The sequence below is a fragment of the Bradyrhizobium sp. 62 genome (genome assembly GCF_023073035.1).
Classification (GTDB): Bacteria; Pseudomonadota; Alphaproteobacteria; order Rhizobiales; family Xanthobacteraceae; genus Bradyrhizobium.
Genome location: NZ_JADPIT010000010.1, coordinates 264,459 through 280,681 on the forward strand (window position 1 = coordinate 264,459; position 16,223 = coordinate 280,681).

Annotated in this window: 15 protein-coding genes and 1 other RNA gene; 12 read left to right on the forward strand and 4 right to left on the reverse strand. The window is 65.2% G+C overall.

Annotated features, from left to right (window positions below):
- Window positions 1-352 precede the first annotated feature (352 nt).
- The 3 genes from IVB47_RS05445 (at window position 353) to IVB47_RS05455 (ending at window position 4,961) form a co-directional block, all read left to right on the forward strand.
- Complete coding sequence (locus IVB47_RS05445) at window positions 353-2,152, forward strand: ABC transporter ATP-binding protein (RefSeq protein ID WP_027570685.1); 1,800 nt, start codon at window positions 353-355, stop codon at window positions 2,150-2,152.
- Window positions 2,153-2,216: 64 nt separating this feature from the next.
- Window positions 2,217-3,623 (forward strand): MATE family efflux transporter, encoded by a 1,407-nt coding sequence (locus tag IVB47_RS05450; RefSeq protein WP_027570686.1) that lies wholly within the window; start codon window positions 2,217-2,219, stop codon window positions 3,621-3,623.
- Between the two features lie 69 nt (window positions 3,624-3,692).
- Complete coding sequence (locus tag IVB47_RS05455; RefSeq protein ID WP_247460287.1) at window positions 3,693-4,961, forward strand: O-antigen ligase family protein; 1,269 nt, start codon at window positions 3,693-3,695, stop codon at window positions 4,959-4,961.
- Here the strand turns inward: IVB47_RS05455 and IVB47_RS05460 are convergent.
- Window positions 4,958-5,701 carry a sulfite exporter TauE/SafE family protein gene (locus tag IVB47_RS05460; RefSeq protein ID WP_247401828.1) on the reverse strand — a complete coding sequence of 248 codons (744 nt, stop codon included), beginning with the start codon at window positions 5,699-5,701 and terminating at the stop codon, window positions 4,958-4,960. The genes IVB47_RS05455 and IVB47_RS05460 overlap by 4 nt on opposite strands.
- 231 nt (window positions 5,702-5,932) lie before the next feature.
- On the opposite strand from IVB47_RS05460, the gene IVB47_RS05465 reads away from it, so the two are divergent.
- Complete coding sequence (locus IVB47_RS05465) at window positions 5,933-6,193, forward strand: hypothetical protein (protein ID WP_247287987.1); 261 nt, start codon at window positions 5,933-5,935, stop codon at window positions 6,191-6,193.
- A 7-nt stretch (window positions 6,194-6,200) separates the two neighbouring features.
- On the opposite strand, the gene IVB47_RS05470 is transcribed toward IVB47_RS05465, so the two are convergent.
- Window positions 6,201-7,571: a PLP-dependent aminotransferase family protein gene (locus IVB47_RS05470; RefSeq protein WP_247460289.1), complete on the reverse strand. Its 1,371-nt coding sequence runs from the start codon at window positions 7,569-7,571 to the stop codon at window positions 6,201-6,203.
- Between the two features lie 49 nt (window positions 7,572-7,620).
- Here IVB47_RS05470 and IVB47_RS05475 point away from each other — a divergent pair, with 49 nt between their 5' ends.
- Together IVB47_RS05475 and IVB47_RS05480 are read left to right on the forward strand one after the other, a co-directional pair.
- Window positions 7,621-8,085, forward strand: coding sequence for a DUF983 domain-containing protein (locus IVB47_RS05475; protein WP_256467793.1), 465 nt, complete (start codon window positions 7,621-7,623; stop codon window positions 8,083-8,085).
- Window positions 8,086-8,157: 72 nt separating this feature from the next.
- Window positions 8,158-8,871, forward strand: a complete 714-nt coding sequence (locus tag IVB47_RS05480) for an alpha/beta hydrolase (protein WP_247460295.1) — start codon at window positions 8,158-8,160, stop codon at window positions 8,869-8,871.
- 112 nt (window positions 8,872-8,983) lie between these two features.
- Here IVB47_RS05480 and rnpB read toward each other — a convergent pair.
- An RNA gene (rnpB, locus tag IVB47_RS05485) (RNase P RNA component class A) lies at window positions 8,984-9,414 on the reverse strand.
- A 149-nt stretch (window positions 9,415-9,563) separates the two neighbouring features.
- Between rnpB and IVB47_RS05490 the strand changes: the two genes are divergently transcribed.
- Together IVB47_RS05490 and IVB47_RS05495 are read left to right on the forward strand one after the other, a co-directional pair.
- On the forward strand, window positions 9,564-9,917 hold the full coding sequence (locus tag IVB47_RS05490) for a YciI family protein (RefSeq protein ID WP_247460297.1): 354 nt from the start codon (window positions 9,564-9,566) through the stop codon (window positions 9,915-9,917).
- 22 nt (window positions 9,918-9,939) lie between these two features.
- Window positions 9,940-11,172, forward strand: a complete 1,233-nt coding sequence (locus tag IVB47_RS05495) for an RNA polymerase sigma factor (RefSeq protein WP_247287992.1) — start codon at window positions 9,940-9,942, stop codon at window positions 11,170-11,172.
- 105 nt (window positions 11,173-11,277) lie between these two features.
- Here the strand turns inward: IVB47_RS05495 and IVB47_RS05500 are convergent, their stop codons facing one another.
- On the reverse strand, window positions 11,278-12,060 hold the full coding sequence (locus IVB47_RS05500) for an N-acetylmuramoyl-L-alanine amidase (protein ID WP_247358645.1): 783 nt from the start codon (window positions 12,058-12,060) through the stop codon (window positions 11,278-11,280).
- 523 nt (window positions 12,061-12,583) lie between these two features.
- Here IVB47_RS05500 and rsmH point away from each other — a divergent pair.
- The 4 genes from rsmH to IVB47_RS05520 form a co-directional block, all read left to right on the forward strand.
- On the forward strand, window positions 12,584-13,573 hold the full coding sequence (rsmH, locus tag IVB47_RS05505; protein ID WP_027570695.1) for a 16S rRNA (cytosine(1402)-N(4))-methyltransferase RsmH: 990 nt from the start codon (window positions 12,584-12,586) through the stop codon (window positions 13,571-13,573).
- A gap of 3 nt (window positions 13,574-13,576) precedes the next feature.
- On the forward strand, window positions 13,577-13,969 hold the full coding sequence (locus IVB47_RS05510; protein ID WP_027570696.1) for a hypothetical protein: 393 nt from the start codon (window positions 13,577-13,579) through the stop codon (window positions 13,967-13,969).
- On the forward strand, window positions 13,966-15,720 hold the full coding sequence (locus IVB47_RS05515; protein ID WP_027570697.1) for a penicillin-binding protein 2: 1,755 nt from the start codon (window positions 13,966-13,968) through the stop codon (window positions 15,718-15,720). Before IVB47_RS05510 ends, IVB47_RS05515 begins: the two co-directional genes overlap by 4 nt.
- An 84-nt stretch (window positions 15,721-15,804) precedes the next feature.
- The coding region (locus tag IVB47_RS05520; protein WP_247460298.1) for a Mur ligase domain-containing protein at window positions 15,805-16,223 on the forward strand (419 nt) is incomplete at its 3' end.

Here is a 16,223-nt window from a genome sequence, read left to right on the forward strand (position 1 = left end):
AGGAGAGCGCGGCGACGCGTACTAATTTGCAACACTCGTGCGTGATCTCGCGCGAGCCCCGTTGCAAATCACCAATGACACATCTATAAAGCGCACCTCATTCCATCGAACCGGGAGGATTTGCATGATTTCGTCGCATTCGCAGATCGCACGCCCGCGCTCGATGATGTTCTGGCTCGGTATCTGCTCGGCCTCCTAGAGGCCTCTTCCGCCAGCTTCGATTGGGCTTCCAGTCCCGATCGCTCCGCTCCCCAAGTCCAAAACCAACTTCAAGTGACGCCGTCTCGGCCCTCGCGGCCGACCTGCGTCCATCAATGGAGCCGGCCCGCGGCATAAGCGGCCGGATGATGCCATGACCGCTCTGTCAAAAAGGCCCGCGGCGATACGCGTGGTGCTGCCCTTCGTGTTCCGGCACTGGCTGAAGCAGCCGGGGCGTACGCTCGTCGTGGCCGGCGGCTTGTTGGGTGCGACCATCGCCGACCTGTTCATGCCGGTCTTCTCCGGACATCTGGTCGACGCCCTGACGCGCGGCCCATCCGATCCCGCCGCGCGTCACGCGGCGCTGATGGCATTGGGCGGTATCGTGGCGCTGGGCGCAGCCTCCATGGTGCTGCGGCTGACCGGCCTCCAGGCCATCGTGCCGTTCTCGCTGAAGATCATGTCCGAGGTCGCGCAGGAAGCCTTCATGCGCGTGCAACGGTTCTCGACCGACTGGCACGCCAACTCCTTCGCGGGATCCACGGTGCGCAAGGTCACCCGCGGCATGTGGGCGCTCGACCTGTTGAACGACACCATCTTGATGGCGCTGGCGCCGTCGCTGCTGGTGCTGATCGGGTCGATGATCCTGCTCGGCGTGCACTGGGCCTCGCTTGGCGCGGTGATCGCGCTCGGCGCGCTGGCCTATGTCACGATGACGGTGCTGTTCTCGACGCGCTACATCGCGCCGGCCGCGCGCGTCTCCAATGCCTGGGACACCAAGGTCGGCGGCACACTGGCGGATGCGCTGACCTGCAACGCCGTGGTGAAGTCTTTCGGCGCGGAGGCGCGCGAGGATGCGCGGCTTGCCCGTGTCGTCAACCGCTGGCGCGTGCGCGTGCGGCGGACCTGGCTGCGCTACAACTACACCAATCTGGCGCAGCTCTCGGTGTTGCTGGCCCTGCGCGCCTCCGTGATCGGCGGTGCCGTGCTGCTGTGGATGTCGGGGCAGGCCTCGCCCGGCGACGTCACCTATGTGCTGACGAGCTACTACGTCATCCATGCCTATTTGCGCGACGTCGGAATGCACATCAACAACCTGCAGCGCTCGGTCAACGACATGGAAGAGCTGGTGGCGATCCACGACGAGCCGATAGGGATTGCGGATGCGACGGACGCGCGGCCGATCACGATCGAGCGCGGCGAGCTCGTGTTCGACGATGTCACGTTCCATTACGGCGGCCACCACGCGCCGCTCTATGACGGACTGTCGGTCACGATCCGCGCCGGCGAACGCGTCGGTCTCGTCGGCCGCTCCGGCTCCGGCAAGACCACGTTCGTCAAGCTGGTGCAGCGGCTCTACGACGTCACCGGCGGCCGCGTTCTGATCGATGGGCAAGACATCGCCAAGGCCACTCAGCATTCGCTGCGCAGCCAGATCGCGATCGTGCAGCAGGACCCGATCCTGTTCCACCGCTCGCTCGCCGAGAACATCGCCTATGGCCGGCCCGGCGCCAGCCTCGAGGCGGTCGAGCAGGCGGCACGGCTGGCCAACGCGCACGACTTCATCGTGCGCCTGCCCAAGGGCTACGGCACGCTGGTTGGCGAGCGCGGCGTCAAGCTCTCCGGCGGCGAGCGGCAGCGCGTGGCGCTGGCGCGCGCCTTCCTGGCCGATGCGCCGGTGCTGATCCTGGACGAAGCGACCTCGAGCCTCGATTCGGAATCCGAGGCGCTGATCCAGCAGGCGATGGAGCGGCTGATGAGAGGCCGGACCTCGATCGTGATCGCGCACCGGCTGTCGACGGTGAAGAGCCTCGATCGCATCCTGGTGTTCGACCGCGGCGAGATCGTCGAGCAAGGCACCCATGCCAAGCTCGCAGCCAAGCCCGGCGGCATCTATCGCGGGCTGTTCGAGCGCCAGGTGGTGGAGCTCGGACAGATCGCAGCAGCGGAATGAGTGACGCGCGGCCGATGGACCAATGTCGGCCGCGTCGCCGAAGAATCGGTCAAGGATGGGTGACATGAAAGACCTGACCAACGGCTCTATCGCGAAGCACATTCTGGGCATGGCGCCGCCGATCATGGTCGGTATGGTCACGATCATGCTTTGCCAGCTGGTCGATCTGTACTTCGTCTCGGGCTTGGGCGATGCCGCGGTCGCGGGCGTGGCGGCGGCCGGCAATGCCGGCTTTCTCATCAGCGCGCTGATGCAGGTGCTCGGGGTCGGCGCGGTGTCGTTGATCGCGCATGCCGTGGGACGCAAGGATCGGCCGGATGCCAATTTGATCTTCAATCAGGCGATCGTGCTGTCGGTGCTGTTCGGACTGTTGACGCTGGTCGCAGGCGCGGCGCTGTCGCGCGCCTACATGCATGCGATCGCCGCGGACGAAGCCACGATCGAGGCGGGGACCACGTATCTGCTGTGGTTCATGCCGGCGCTCGCGTTGCAATTCGCGAGCCAGGTGATGGGATCCGCGCTGCGCGCCACCGGCATCGTGCGTCCCACGATGCTGGTGCAGGCGCTTGCGGTGGCCATCAACATCGCGCTGGCGCCGGTTCTGATCGCGGGCTTGGGCACGGGCCATGCGCTCGGCGTTGCCGGTGCGGGGCTGGCGAGCTCGATCGCGGTGTTGATCGGCGTCGTGATGCTGCTTGCCTATTTTCGCAAGGTCGAACGCTATGTCGCCTTCAATCCGGCGCAGTGGCGTCCGCAGGCGCAGCATCTGAAGCGCATCCTCAATGTCGGTCTGCCTGCCGGCGGCGAGTTCGCGATGATGTTCATCTTGATGGCGGTGGTCTATTTCGTGCTGCGCGATTTCGGTGCGGCGGCGCAGGCGGGTTTCGGGATCGGACAACGGGTCCTGGGCCTGATCCAGATGCCGGCGCTTGCGGTTGCGCTCGCCGCCGGGCCGATCGCCGGCCAGAACATGGGTGCCGGAAAAGGCGAGCGCGTGCGCGAAACCTTCGTCAAGGCGGCGCTGATCACCAGTGTCGTGATGATCGGCTTCATGTGCCTCGCGCAGTCGAAGCCGCAGCTCCTGCTCGCGGGGTTCTCGAACGACCGGGAAACCATGGAGATCGCGTTCCTGTTCCTGCGGATCATCTCGATCAACATGGTGGCGCAGGGCGTGATCTTCACCTGCTCGAGCATGTTCCAGGGCCTCGGCAATACCAAGCCGGTGCTGTGGAGTTCGGCAACGCGCGTACTCACCTATTCGCTGCCGGCGATCTGGTTGTCGACGCGGCCGGGCTTCCGGATCGAGCACGTCTGGTACCTGTCGATCGCGGCAACCACGCTGCAGGCGGCCCTGAGCTTGTGGCTGCTACGGCGTGAATTCAGGAAGCGCCTTGTCATGCTCCGACACGAGGAATCCCCGGAGCAGGCTGCGCCGGAGCCCGTGGCGTCTCCTGTACGCGCGCCGGCGTAGCGATCGCTTGTCCCCGCCCCACGGCTCCGGCAAACTTGCCGCGCCGTGGGGATCGCCTGCAGGGGCCAAATGACCGGAGTGTTGTACGAGCAGCGGCCCAATTCCTGGCTCTCCGCGATCTGGGCGGCACGCTATCGCACGCCAGCCCGCTTCGTCGCGCTGATCGCGTTGCTGTTGCCATGGACCACGACCGGGCTCATTTTCGCGCTCATTCCCTGGCTGATCGCGTTCGCGTTCCTCGACCTTCGCGAATTTCCGCGTTCGCTGCTTCGGCCGATCTGCCTGCTGCCGATCGCGCTGGTCGCACTCGCCGCCATCGGCACGCTCTGGTCGGATGCGCCGTGGCCGGACCGAATCCATGCGATCGGCCCGGCAGCGAAGCTGCTGGTGATTCCGCTCCTGATCTACCAGTTCGAGCGCTGGCCCTATGGCAACTGGGTGTTTTCCGCGTTCCTGGTGTCCTGCACGGCGCTGATGCTCTATTCATTTGCCGTCGCCGCCGATCCCGCACTGTCGCTGAAACTCTATCTGTCGCGCGGGCCTTACAAGGTCGAAAGCGGGATCGCGGTGCGCAATTATATCGACCAGAGCCAGGAATTCGCGCTCTGTGCGATCGCCCTGGTTTATCCCACCGTGTCGCTGCTACGACGAGGCCGCTACCGTAGCGCGGCGCTGTTCGTGGCGCTCGCGATTGGATTCCTCGCCAACATGATGTTCGTCGTGGTCTCGCGCACGGCGCTGGTGACGCTGCCGATCCTGATCGTGGTCTTCGCGCTCTTGCATTTGCGCCGCCGCACCGCACTGCTCGCCGTCGGTGCGATGGGGCTGTTGGCCTTGACGTTGTGGAGCGCCTCGCCGCATCTGCGCACGACCGTCGCCAAATTCAGCGGAGACTACGAGGTCAGCATCGTCGGCAACGACGTCAGCGGCATGGGATCGCGACTGGAGTTCTGGCGCAAATCGCTGGCATCCACGGTGAATGCGCCGCTGCTCGGTCACGGCACCGGCGCGATCCGCGGCCTGTTCGCGCGCGCGGCTGTCGGCGAGAGCGGGGTTCGGGCTGAAATCGTCGGTGATCCCCACAACCAGACGCTCAATGTCGCCGTGCAATGGGGCGCGTTGGGCGTCGTGATCCTCTACGCGCTCTGGTTCGCGCACCTCTCGCTGTTTCGCGGCGAGGGGCTGGCCTGCTGGGTGGGCCTTCTGGTCATGGTGCAGAATTTGCTCTCCTCGCTGCTCAACTCGCATCTGTTCGATTTCGCCGAGGGCTGGATCTACGTGCTTGGAGTCGGCGTTGCCGGCGGCATGGCGCTCGCCGCGAAGACAATACGGAGCTAGTGTGTGCCCAAACTGTTCCAGACCAGGCCGAGGCCCGACAGGAACAAGAGACCGAGCACGACATCGCCAAAATGCTTGTCGCTCAACGCGTGGTAGACGCGCGCGCCGGCCCATGCGCCGATCAGCGTGCCCGGAAATGCGATCACCGCAAGCCAGACGACCTTGAACGCGACGAGGCCCGAGGCGGTCTGCAACACCAAAGCGGCGGCCAGCACGGTGAAATTGAAGAGCTGGAAGATGCCGCGCCGCTCGTGCTTGTTCCAGCCGCGGATGTTGGCCCACAGGATCGGAAGCGGCCCCGACAGTCCAGCAAGGCCACCTAATATGCCGCCGGCAAAGCCGATCGCGCCGTCGGCAATGCGGCCACCGAAGGTGACGGCGAGCGGCTGCTTGTTCAGATAGAGAGCGGTTGAAAACACCAGGATCAGCACGCCGACGCTCAGCTTGAACACTTTCGGATCGGCGGAGGCGACCAGCATGGTGCCCAGCGGCACGCCGATCAGTCCTCCAATCAGGAACGGCCAGACCAGCGAGAGATCGAAACTTTTCCACATCGATGGCAGCGTCGAGCTCTGCGCGATCACCGAGCAGATCAGCACCAGCGGCACCGCGAGCGAGGGCGGCAGCACGTAGAGCCAGATGCCGAGTGCCATCAGCGCCGTGCCGAATCCGGCAAGGCCCGAGACGAAGCCCCCGGCCAGTGCGCCGAGCAGCAGCAGCGCGTAGGTGAGTATTTCCAACAGATTGTCCCTGTCGCCTGTGCGATCCCGAACTGTTGATCGCCGTCGCTCGCATAGCACAGCTGCGGCCGTGCAGGTCAATTTCAAAACCGCACGCAAGCGTGATCCCCAGCGGCGGGCGTTCGCGAAAGACAGGGCTACATGATGCTCGTACTTCAACCTGGGGGCCCGCTCGACGCCATCATGCGGTTCGATCGGCCAGACTCCCGAATGAGCATATGGAGAAGGACGATGACCCGCACGAAGATTGCCGTCGCGGCCGCGCTGATGTCGGCGGCGGCCTTGATGCCGACAATGGCGCAGGCCCAGTTTTCCGAGCCTGCGGCCTATCAGGCTGCCCATCCGGACCGCGACGTTCTGAATGGCGGCCAGCTCACGCCCGCCGCGCGCGGGGCTCGCGGCCAGTCCTTCGCGCCGAGCGAAGCCTATGCGGCCTATCCGTCTCCCGTCGCGCCGGTCGTGCGCTCGCGGCATCGCCGCCAGCATCAATAGGCTATTGCTAGACGATCTGTCTGGTGTCGGCGGGCCTGTGCAACGCGCCGACCAGGATGCGCAGCGCTTCCGTCAATTCCGCCCTGTTGCGCGCCGCGCCTAGCGAGACGCGCACCCCGTGTGGCGCGGTCCCGTCGACGGTGAAGGCCTCGCCGGCGACGACTGCCAGTCCATTCCGCAGCAGATGCGCCGCGACGTCGGGACGGTCCTCCGGCAGCCGCAGCCACAGATGGTGAGCGGCGGACTTGGCCTGGAACTCGAAGCCTTTGAGCGCGCGTTGCGCGAGCTGCTGCCGGCCGACGGCCTCGCTCCTGATAGCGGTGATGATGCGGTCGGCGATGCCGGTCTCGATCCAATGCGTCACCAGCGCGACCATCAGCGGCGCCGGCATCTGCACCGTCGCCTGCAAATAGCTGCGCATCTCCCGCTGCGAGCTGCTGTCGGGCGTCACCAGATAGGCGACCCGCAGAGCGGGCGCGATGCATTTCGACAGCGTGGTCGCGAGATATGTCCGATCCGGAATGAGATTGGCGATCGGCGATGCCGACCGATCGAGCAGCCCGTAGGCGTCGTCCTCGATCAGAATCGTATCGGAATCGTTGATGATCCTTGCGATGGCGCTGCGGCGCTCGGGGAGAAGCGTCGCAGTGGTCGGATTGTGCAGCGTCGGAATGAGATAGACCGCTTTCGGCTTATGCGTGCGGCAGGCCTTCGCCAGCGCGTCGGCCAGGATGCCGCCGTCGTCCATGGCGACGCCGACGAGCTTGACGCCGAGCCGCGCCGCGGCGGCCTTGATGCCGGGAAAGGTGAGCGCCTCCGTCAGCACCACGTCGCCGGGCCGGGCGAGGTGGGCGAGCAGGTTGAAAAGGATCGTCTGCGCGCCGGGAAAGATCACGAGCCTGTCGGCATGCGCATGCGGCACGCGTGCGCGCACCCATCGCGCGGCGACCTCGCGCTCGTGTGCGCTGCCGCCGGGCGGCTGGTAGTTGAGATGCGCCGTCAGGCCCGATTGCGCGCGGATGGCTTCCATCCCGGCGATGATGCGCTCGTCGAGTTGCGCTTCGAGAGGTTGCGGCGGCACGTTCATCGAGAGGTCGATCGCGACGGGATGCGGCAGATCGACCGCGCGGCGCGCGCTGGTCTCCGACACGAACGAGCCCTGGCCGACCCGGGCCTCCATGATGCCGCGGCGCCGCGCCTCGGTGTAGGCGCGCGTCACCGTGGTGAGATCGATGCCGAGCGCCTTTGCCAGCGCCCGCTGCGTCGGCAGTTGCTGCCCACGCACCAGCCGGCCCGCCGCGATATCGGCCTCCATGGCCTCGACGATGCGCTGATAGCGCGGCCCGCTCAGCTCCGAGATTGTAGGGGTCCAATCCATGCAATTAAGGCCCATATCCTTTGAATGTATGGATGCAAGATATTATTGTATGGATCGTAGAAAAGGAAGAGGTGGGGTCATGGCGACCGTTTCAGTCTCTCTCGCGAAAGCGATGTGGCGCGGTTTCTTGGGCAAATGCCCCAATTGCGGCGAGGGGCACGCGTTCGGCCGTTTCCTGAAGGTGGCGGATACCTGCGACTATTGCGGCGAGGAGCTGTTTCACCAGCGCGCCGACGATTTCCCGGCCTATCTCGTGATGGTCGTGGTCGGCCATCTCGTGGTGCCGGCAATCCTCGCGGTCGAGACCGCCTATGCGCCGGCCGTCTGGCTGCAACTGGCGGTGTGGCTGCCGGTGACCTTGTTCGCTTCGCTTGCGCTGCTGCAGCCGACCAAGGGCGCCATCGTCGGGCTGCAATGGCAGATCGGCATGCACGGTTTTGAGGCGGGCAAGCTGCGGCGCGAAGCTGGTCAGGGCGCACCCGTTTTCGTCGAGGTGAACACGCGCGCGGCTTAAGGGGCAGTAGCGTTTACATCGCGAGACCGGCCGCTACACTCCATCGTACAAACAAGAACGATGGAAACGCCGATGGCCGCACGCTCAAAAACCTTCCTGCTTTGTCACGGCGCGTGGTCCGGCGGGTGGGCCTGGAAGAAGATGCATCCGCTGATGGCGCAGGCCGGGCATCGCCTGATTGCGCCGACCTATACCGGCCTCGGCGAGCGCGCGCATCTGGCTAGTCCCGCGATCGATCTCGATACGCATATCCAGGACATTCTCAATGTCATCAGGTTCGAGGACCTCGAGGACATCGTGCTGCTCGGCCACAGCTATGGCGGCATGGTCGCCACCGGCGTCGCCGATCGCGCGCGCGAGCGGGTGACGCAATTGATCTACCTCGACGCCTTCGTGCCGCGTGACGGCCAATCGCTGTTCGATCTCCATGAGGGCGGGCGCGAGCCGATGCGCAAGGCTGCAAGCTCAGGCGACGGCTACCGCATCCCGCCGAACCCGCCGCCGCCGGACACGCCGCAGGCCGATCTCGACTGGCTCAATGCGCGCCGGATCAACATGCCGATCAAATGTTTCGAGACGAAGCTGAAGCTCGAACATGGCGAGCCGGTGATGCCGCGCAGCTACATCTGTTGCACGCGCATTCCGCCGGGCGACGTGTTCGGGCAGTTTGCGAAGCGCACCAAGAGCGAGGATGGCTGGCGCACTTTCGAACTCGACGCGAGCCATGCACCGAATGTCACGGCGCCGGAGGCGTTGATGGCGGTCCTGGAGAAGATCGTCGGATAAAGCCAAAATGGTGAGGGGCCCGATGCATTAACACCGAGCCCCTCGTCACTTCTTGGTAAGACACGTTTTCTTCACGCGAACCGGAAAACCACTTCGCTCGAAAACGCTTTAGAATATCAGCCGGCCTGTAAGCCGGGTTCTGTAAGGCACCGTCCGCTTGCGCGAACGATACGTGACGGCCATTCCTCTGGGACCATGTTTGCACAGGGCCTCGAGCAACCTACCCGGACGGCGGGCCTGACATCGCCCCGCGGCGTTATCGCTTTCGCGAACAGCCCGCTACGCCGTCCCTATTCGGTTTTGCTCCCGGTGGGGTTTACCATGCCGGCTCCGTTGCCGCAGCCGCGGTGCGCTCTTACCGCACCTTTTCACCCTTACCTGCCTACGCAGCTTGCGCTGCTACGGCGGGCGGTTCGTTCTCTGTGGCACTTTCCCTGGGGTCGCCCCCGCCGGACGTTATCCGGCACCGTATGTCAAGGGAGCCCGGACTTTCCTCCCCGGCGGCCTTTCGGCACTTGCCGGAGCGGCCGTCCGGCCGACTGACGGCTTACGCATGAAGCATTTGTGTCGGTTCCGCAAGCCGATAACGCCATGCACGGTTCGCCCGAAATAATTTATCCTGAAGATGTCGTTGGGTGCGTGTCCCGTTCGACTGGATGTCGGCGATCCAGCCGTGCAACAGGAGTTAGGCGATGCAGTATTTGCTGATGATCTACCAGAACGAAGCCGAGTACGCGAATATGCGTCCGGCGGCCGGCCAGCAGATGACGGCGGAATATCAGACCTTCACGCAAGGCATCATCCAGAGCGGCAATTTCAAGGCCGGCGACCGGCTGCAGCCGACCACGACCGCGACGACCGTGCGCGTGCGCGATGGCAAGACGCTGACGACCGACGGCCCGTTTGCCGAAACGCGCGAGCAGCTCGGCGGCTATTACCTCGTGGAGGCCAAGGATCTCGATACCGCGATCGAGATCGCGTCGCGGATTCCGTCGGCGCGCATCGGCTCGATCGAGGTGCGGCCGATCTGGGTCTACGGCAAGTGAAGGCGCAGTCGCGCATCGACATATGACATTGTCCGAGATCGACAAGATCTTCCGCGACGAGGCGGGGCGGGCGCTGGCCACGCTGATCCGCCTCGTCGGCGATTTCGATCTTGCCGAGGACGCGCTCCAGGACGCCTTTGCGGTGGCACTGGAGCGCTGGCCGGCGTGCGAGGTCCCCGACAATGCGCGTGCCTGGCTGGTCAATGTCGCCAGGCACAAGGCGATCGACCGTATCAGGCGCCAGGCCGTTTTCCGTGGCAAGGAGCAGGCGCTCGTGCACGAGCTCGAGCTGAACGCGCAGGCGCCCGTCGAGCCGCCGGCGATGGTCGACGACGACATGCTGCGGCTGATCTTCACCTGCTGTCATCCCGCATTTGCGCCCGAAGTCCAGGTCGCGCTGACGCTGCGCACCGTCTGCGGGCTCTCCACGGCGCAGGTCGCGCGCGCCTTCCTCGTCACTGAGGAGGCGATGGGGCAGCGTCTCGTCCGCGCCAAGCAGAAGATCCGGCTCGCCGGCATTCCCTATGAGGTCCCCGAGCGCGACACGCTGGTGCCGCGGCTCGAGGGTGTGCTTGCCGTGATCTATCTGGTCTTCACCGAAGGCTATGTGGCGACGTCAGGTGCGGATTTGATGCGGCCCGATCTTGCGGCCGAGGCGATCCGGCTTGGCCGCTTGCTCGACCGGCTGTTACCCGATCGCGCGGGGATCAAGGGCCTGCTGGCGCTGATGCTGCTGCACGATGCGCGCCGCGCAGGGCGCCAGACCGCCGCCGGCGACATCGTGCTGCTGGAAGAGCAGGATCGTTCGCGGTGGGACCATGCACAGATCGAGGAGGGTCTCCGTCTGGTGGACGACGCACTGCGCGTGCCCGGCCGGCCGCAGCCCTATGCAGTCCAAGCCGCGATCGCCGCGCTGCATGCGCGCGCGCCGAGCTATGAGCAGACAGACTGGCCGCAGATTGCCGGGCTCTACGAAGTACTATTGCGCATCAACCCGTCGCCGGTGATCGAGCTCAACCATGCGGCGGCGGTGTCGATGGTCGATGGGCCGGCACGTGCGCTCGATCTCGTGGATGCGACTACTGCGCGCGGCGGGCTTCGTGGCTACGAGCTGTTGCCGGCGGTGCGGGCCGATCTGCTGCGGCGGCTCGGCCGGAATGAGGAGGCGCGCGAGGCCTATCGCGCGGCGACGGAGGCGACGCAGTTGGAGCCGCTGCGACGACTTTATGCGCGAAGGATGCGGGAGATGGAGTAGTCGCCCAATACTCCTGGATTGCTTCGCTTCGCTCGCAATGCCTGGATTGCTTCGCTTCGCTCGCAATGCGGAAAATTGGAGGAAGCCATCATGTCCCAATTCCCGTCACTTCGTCGCGACGGTCGTTGCCTCCTGAGGGAGACTCCCCAACAGCGCCTGCAAGGTCGACAGCGTCGAGTGATCCGCGACCCCATCCAGTCGCGCCGGGCGGAAATGGCGCTGGAACGCGGTGACGACTTCCATGGTCGCGGCGTCGTATTTGCCGGTGAGGGGAACGCCGTAGCCGTATCTGGCGAGCGCCTGCTGCAGGCTCAGCACCTCGTCGCTGATGGTGCCGAGCATCAGGCTCTCGCCGCGCACCACCGGCGCGGGCGTGACCCAATGGCCGACGCCGGAATTGGCCAGCGAATGCCACGGAAATTTTTCGCCGGGATCCTTCTTGCGCGCGGGCGCCACGTCGGAGTGGCCGAGCACCCGGTGCGCGGGCACCTTGCGGCGAAGCATGATGCCGCGGCACAGCGCGATCACGGCGGCGATCTGGCGCAGCGGAAACTCCGGATAGCCCCAGTCGTGGCCGCGATTGACGATCTCGATCCCGATCGAGCAGGAATTGATGTCGTCCTCGCCGGCCCAGGCGGACACGCCGGCATGCCAGGCGCGCCTGGCCTCGGGCACGCATTGCACGATGCGGCCGTCTTCCAGCACGACATAATGTGCCGACACCTCGGTGCCCGCCGAGCAGAGCCGCGCCAGCGCACCTTCGACGTCGGGCATGCCGGTGTAATGCAGCACGATCATGTCGGGCTGCCGGCCCTTGTTACGGTCGCCATGGTTCGGTGAGGGGATGATGTCGGAGACGATCGAGGAATCCGGCTCGAACGTCCGCATGTTCGCGGCGGCCTTGGGAACCGGGAGAACACGTTGACGCTTCGAATCAGATCCAGACGGCGTGGACGAACCGGACGACATAAACAGCTCGAGACAGACGGAGAGTGGGCCAAGCCCTTCTCTTTACTATTCCTTTACCCTCCAACGTGCGCAACCGCGCGACGAGGTTAACGGATGCATTTTGGCGCATGTGTGTGGATGAAGCATCACCGCCGCGTCAGCTTTTCGACTTGTCGCGAGCCGATCAACGCTTTCTTAACGCTAAGGGCCGTTACTGAGGGATGAAGAGCCGACCCGCGTCCGGAGGCGGCCAAAGCGTATTTTGGCTCGAAATCCCATGGCTGCCCGACAAATTCCAAGGGGAATACTGGGTTGGTGGCCCGGGACGACCGGGCTCGGTAACTATGTTGGACGGGGGTTGGGTCGTGGAACCGCCGCGACGCGGAATCATTCGAGGCGTTATGAGCTTGTTCGTCCCCGATCTCACTTGGGAGTCCGGCGGGGCGATCGGCAGGCCTGGCGCATGAGCTCGGTTCCGCACATCCCCGTTCTTGGCCGCGAGGCCATCGACCACCTCGCCCCACGCGAAGGCGGCCTTTATATCGACGCGACCTTTGGTGCCGGCGGCTACAGCCGCGCGATTCTCGACGTGCCGGGAACCCGAGTGATCGCCATTGATCGCGACCGTACTGCGATCGAGGGCGGCGCCGACCTGGTCGAACGCTCCGCAGGCAGGTTGACCCTCGTTGAAGATCGTTTCTCCAACCTCGCCGATGTCTGTGCGGCGCAAGGCCTCGCAGGCGTCAACGGCGTCGTGATGGACGTCGGGGTGTCCTCGATGCAACTCGACCAGGGCGGCCGTGGCTTCTCGTTCCGCCTCGATGGTCCGCTCGACATGCGGATGGGGCAGGCAGGCCCGACTGCGGCCGACATCGTCGCGCGCGCGTCGGAAGGCGATCTCGCCGACATCGTTTATCTCCTCGGCGAAGAGCGGCAGTCGCGCCGGATTGCCCGCGCCATCGTCGCGGACCGTCAGGAGACGCCGTTCACGACCACGCGCGCGCTCGCCGATCTCGTCGGCAGGGTGGTTCGTTCCAAGCCTGGCGATATTCACCCGGCGACGCGGACGTTCCAGGCCCTGCGCATCTTCGTCAACGAAGAGCTTGAGGAACTCCAGAGCGCGCTCATCGCTGCCGAGCGTGTGCTCAAGCCCGGTGGTCGTCTCGTGGTCGTCTCGTTCCATTCGCTGGAAGACCGCATCGTCAAGAATTTCTTCGCTGAGCGTAGCAAGACGGGTGGCGGCTCACGCCATCTGCCGGAAGTGTCTCAGGCGGTGCCGAGCTTTCAGCTGCTGACGCGGCGGCCGGTGGTCGCAGGCGAGGACGAAGTCGCGCATAACCCGCGCGCCCGGTCGGCAAAACTGCGCGCGGCCGAGCGCACCTCGGCGCCTGCGCAGGACGATCGCGAGCAATCGTCCTGGCCAAAACTCTCCGACGTCATGAGAGGTGGCTAGCGCATGCGCTTCATCCACCTCCTCGTCATCGGCGCGCTGATCTTCGCGGCGGCTCATGTCTACCGGATCAAGATGGACTCCACGGCGCGCACCGAAAAGGTATTGCGTTTGCATGCGGAGATCCGCGAGCAGCGCGATGCGATTGCGGCGCTGCGCTCCGAATGGGCCAAGCTCGATGCGCCCCTGCGCCTGCAAGGCCTGTCCGACCGGCATCTGCAGCTCAAGCCGGTCAACGGCACGCAGTATGACTCACTGAAGAATTTGCCCGAGCGTCCGCCGCGGATGTTCAGGCCGGGCGAGCCGGATCCGATCGGCGCCATGCTCAACACCATCGAAGCCGCGAGCGATCCCGATAATGTGACGGGCTCCGTGCCTCAGCCCGAGGACAAGCCATGAGTGCTGTGACCCCGGCCAAACCCACAGAAAAGCCGACCGAGCCTTGGCGCCAACGGCTGATCCGCAGCCTGCTGTACGGGCGCAACGTCGATCGCGCGGCCAAGGCGCGGGCGCGCGTCGGCCTGGCGATGCTCGCCTTTGGCGCGGTCTACGCCCTGATCGGCGGCCGGCTCGTGATGTTCGCGATCGGCGCCGACGCCCACGGCGCGCGTCGCGCCGCGGCGCAGGAGGTGGTCGCGACCGCGCGGCCCGACATCGTCGATCGCAACGGCGCGATCCTCGCGACCGACGTCAAGGCGTCGAGCCTGTTCGGCGAGCCGCGCCGCATCATCGACAAGGACGAGGCAATCGAACTTCTGACCGCCACCGTGCCCGACCTCGACGAGGCCGAAGTGCGCGAGCGCCTGAAGACGCGCAAGGGCTTCGTCTGGCTCAAGCGCGAGATTACGGCGAAGCAGCAGCAGGACATCCACAAGCTCGGCATTCCCGGCATCGGCTTCCTGCGCGAGAACAAGCGCGTCTATCCGACCGGCAACGAGGTCGCCCACCTCATCGGTCTGGTCAACATCGACAACCAGGGCATCGCCGGCATGGAGAAGTGGCTCGACAATCAAGGGCTCGCCGATCTCCACCGCGCGGGCTTTGCCACCGACCGGCTGCAAAAGCCGATCGAGCTCTCGGTCGATCTGCGCGTCGAGCACGCACTGCGGGACGAACTTCTGAAGGCCAAGGAGAAATACCACACCAAGGCCGCCTCCGGCATCGTCTCCAACGTCAAGACCGGCGAGATCGTGGCGATGGTCTCCCTGCCGGACTTCGATCCCAACAATCCGAAGGAAGCGCACGACCCCGACCGCATCAATCGCCTGACTACCGGCGTCTACGAGATGGGCTCGACGTTCAAGGCGTTCACGCTGGCGATGGCGCTCGATTCCGGCAAGATCAACCTGAACTCGATGTGGGATGCACGGGGAAACCTGCACTACGGCAAGTTCACCATCCATGACAGCCACGCGCTCGGACGTTTCATCAATACCAAGGAAGTGTTCACCTTCTCGTCCAACATCGGCGCCGCGCGGATCGCGCTCGGCCAGGGCGTCGAGGCCCACAAGGCGTTCCTCGCCAAAATGGGCCAGTTGACGCGGCTGCGCACCGAACTGCCGGAAAGCGCGGCTCCGCTGATACCGCGCCGCTGGGGCGAGCTGAATACGGTGACCATCGCATTCGGCCAAGGCATGTCGGTGGCGCCGCTGCAGGCGGTGATGGGCATCAACGCGCTGGTGAACGGCGGCTATCTGATTCCGCCGACCTTCATGAAGCGCACCGAGTCCGAAGCGGCGTCCATGGCCAAGCGCGTCATCAAGACGGAGACCAGCGACAAGATGCGGTTCCTGATGCGGCTCAATGCCGAAATCGGCACCGCCAAGACCGCCGACGTCAAGGGTTACTATGTCGGCGGCAAGACCGGCACGTCCGAGAAGGTCATCAACGGCCGCTATGCCAAAAAGCGCGTGCTCAACTCCTTCACCGCGATTATGCCCTGCGACGATCCGAAATATCAGATCCTGATCATGCTGGACGAGCCCCAGGCGATTCCCGAAACGAAGGGTTTCATCACCTCGGGCTGGAACGCGGTGCCGACCGGCGGCAAGGTGATCGAGCGGATCGCGCCGCTTCTGGGCGTCGAGCCGCGGTTCGACCTGCCGCCGTCCGAGCGCCTTATTCTTGCAGCATCCAGGACAACCCAGTAATCAACCGGGTGGGCCGTTGCCGCTGCTGAGTCGGGATTTCCCTGAAGATTCGGCGATCCGGTCCGGCATGTCGACTGGAAGACCATGAAGCTGCGCGACCTCCTCGATCAGGACGTTCAGGGCAATGACGCCGCAATCGAGCCCGCGGTCGCGGCGCTCGACGTGAGCGGCGTTGCCCTCGACAGCCGCGCGGTCAAGCCAGGCGATCTCTTCTTCGCACTTGCGGGCAGCAAGACCGACGGTGCGCGCTTCATCGATGCCGCGATTGCCGCAGGCGCGGTGGCGGTTGTCGGCGACCATGCGCCTGATGGCTGCAAGGTGCCGTTCATTGCGGTTGCCAATTCGCGCCGCGCGCTGGCGCTGGCCGCGGCAAGATTCTATCCCGCTCAGCCCGCGACAATTGCCGCGGTGACCGGCACCAGCGGCAAGACCTCGGTCGCCGCTTTCACCCGGCAGATCTGGGAGCGGCTCGGGCACGCCTCCGCCAGCATCGGAACCATCGG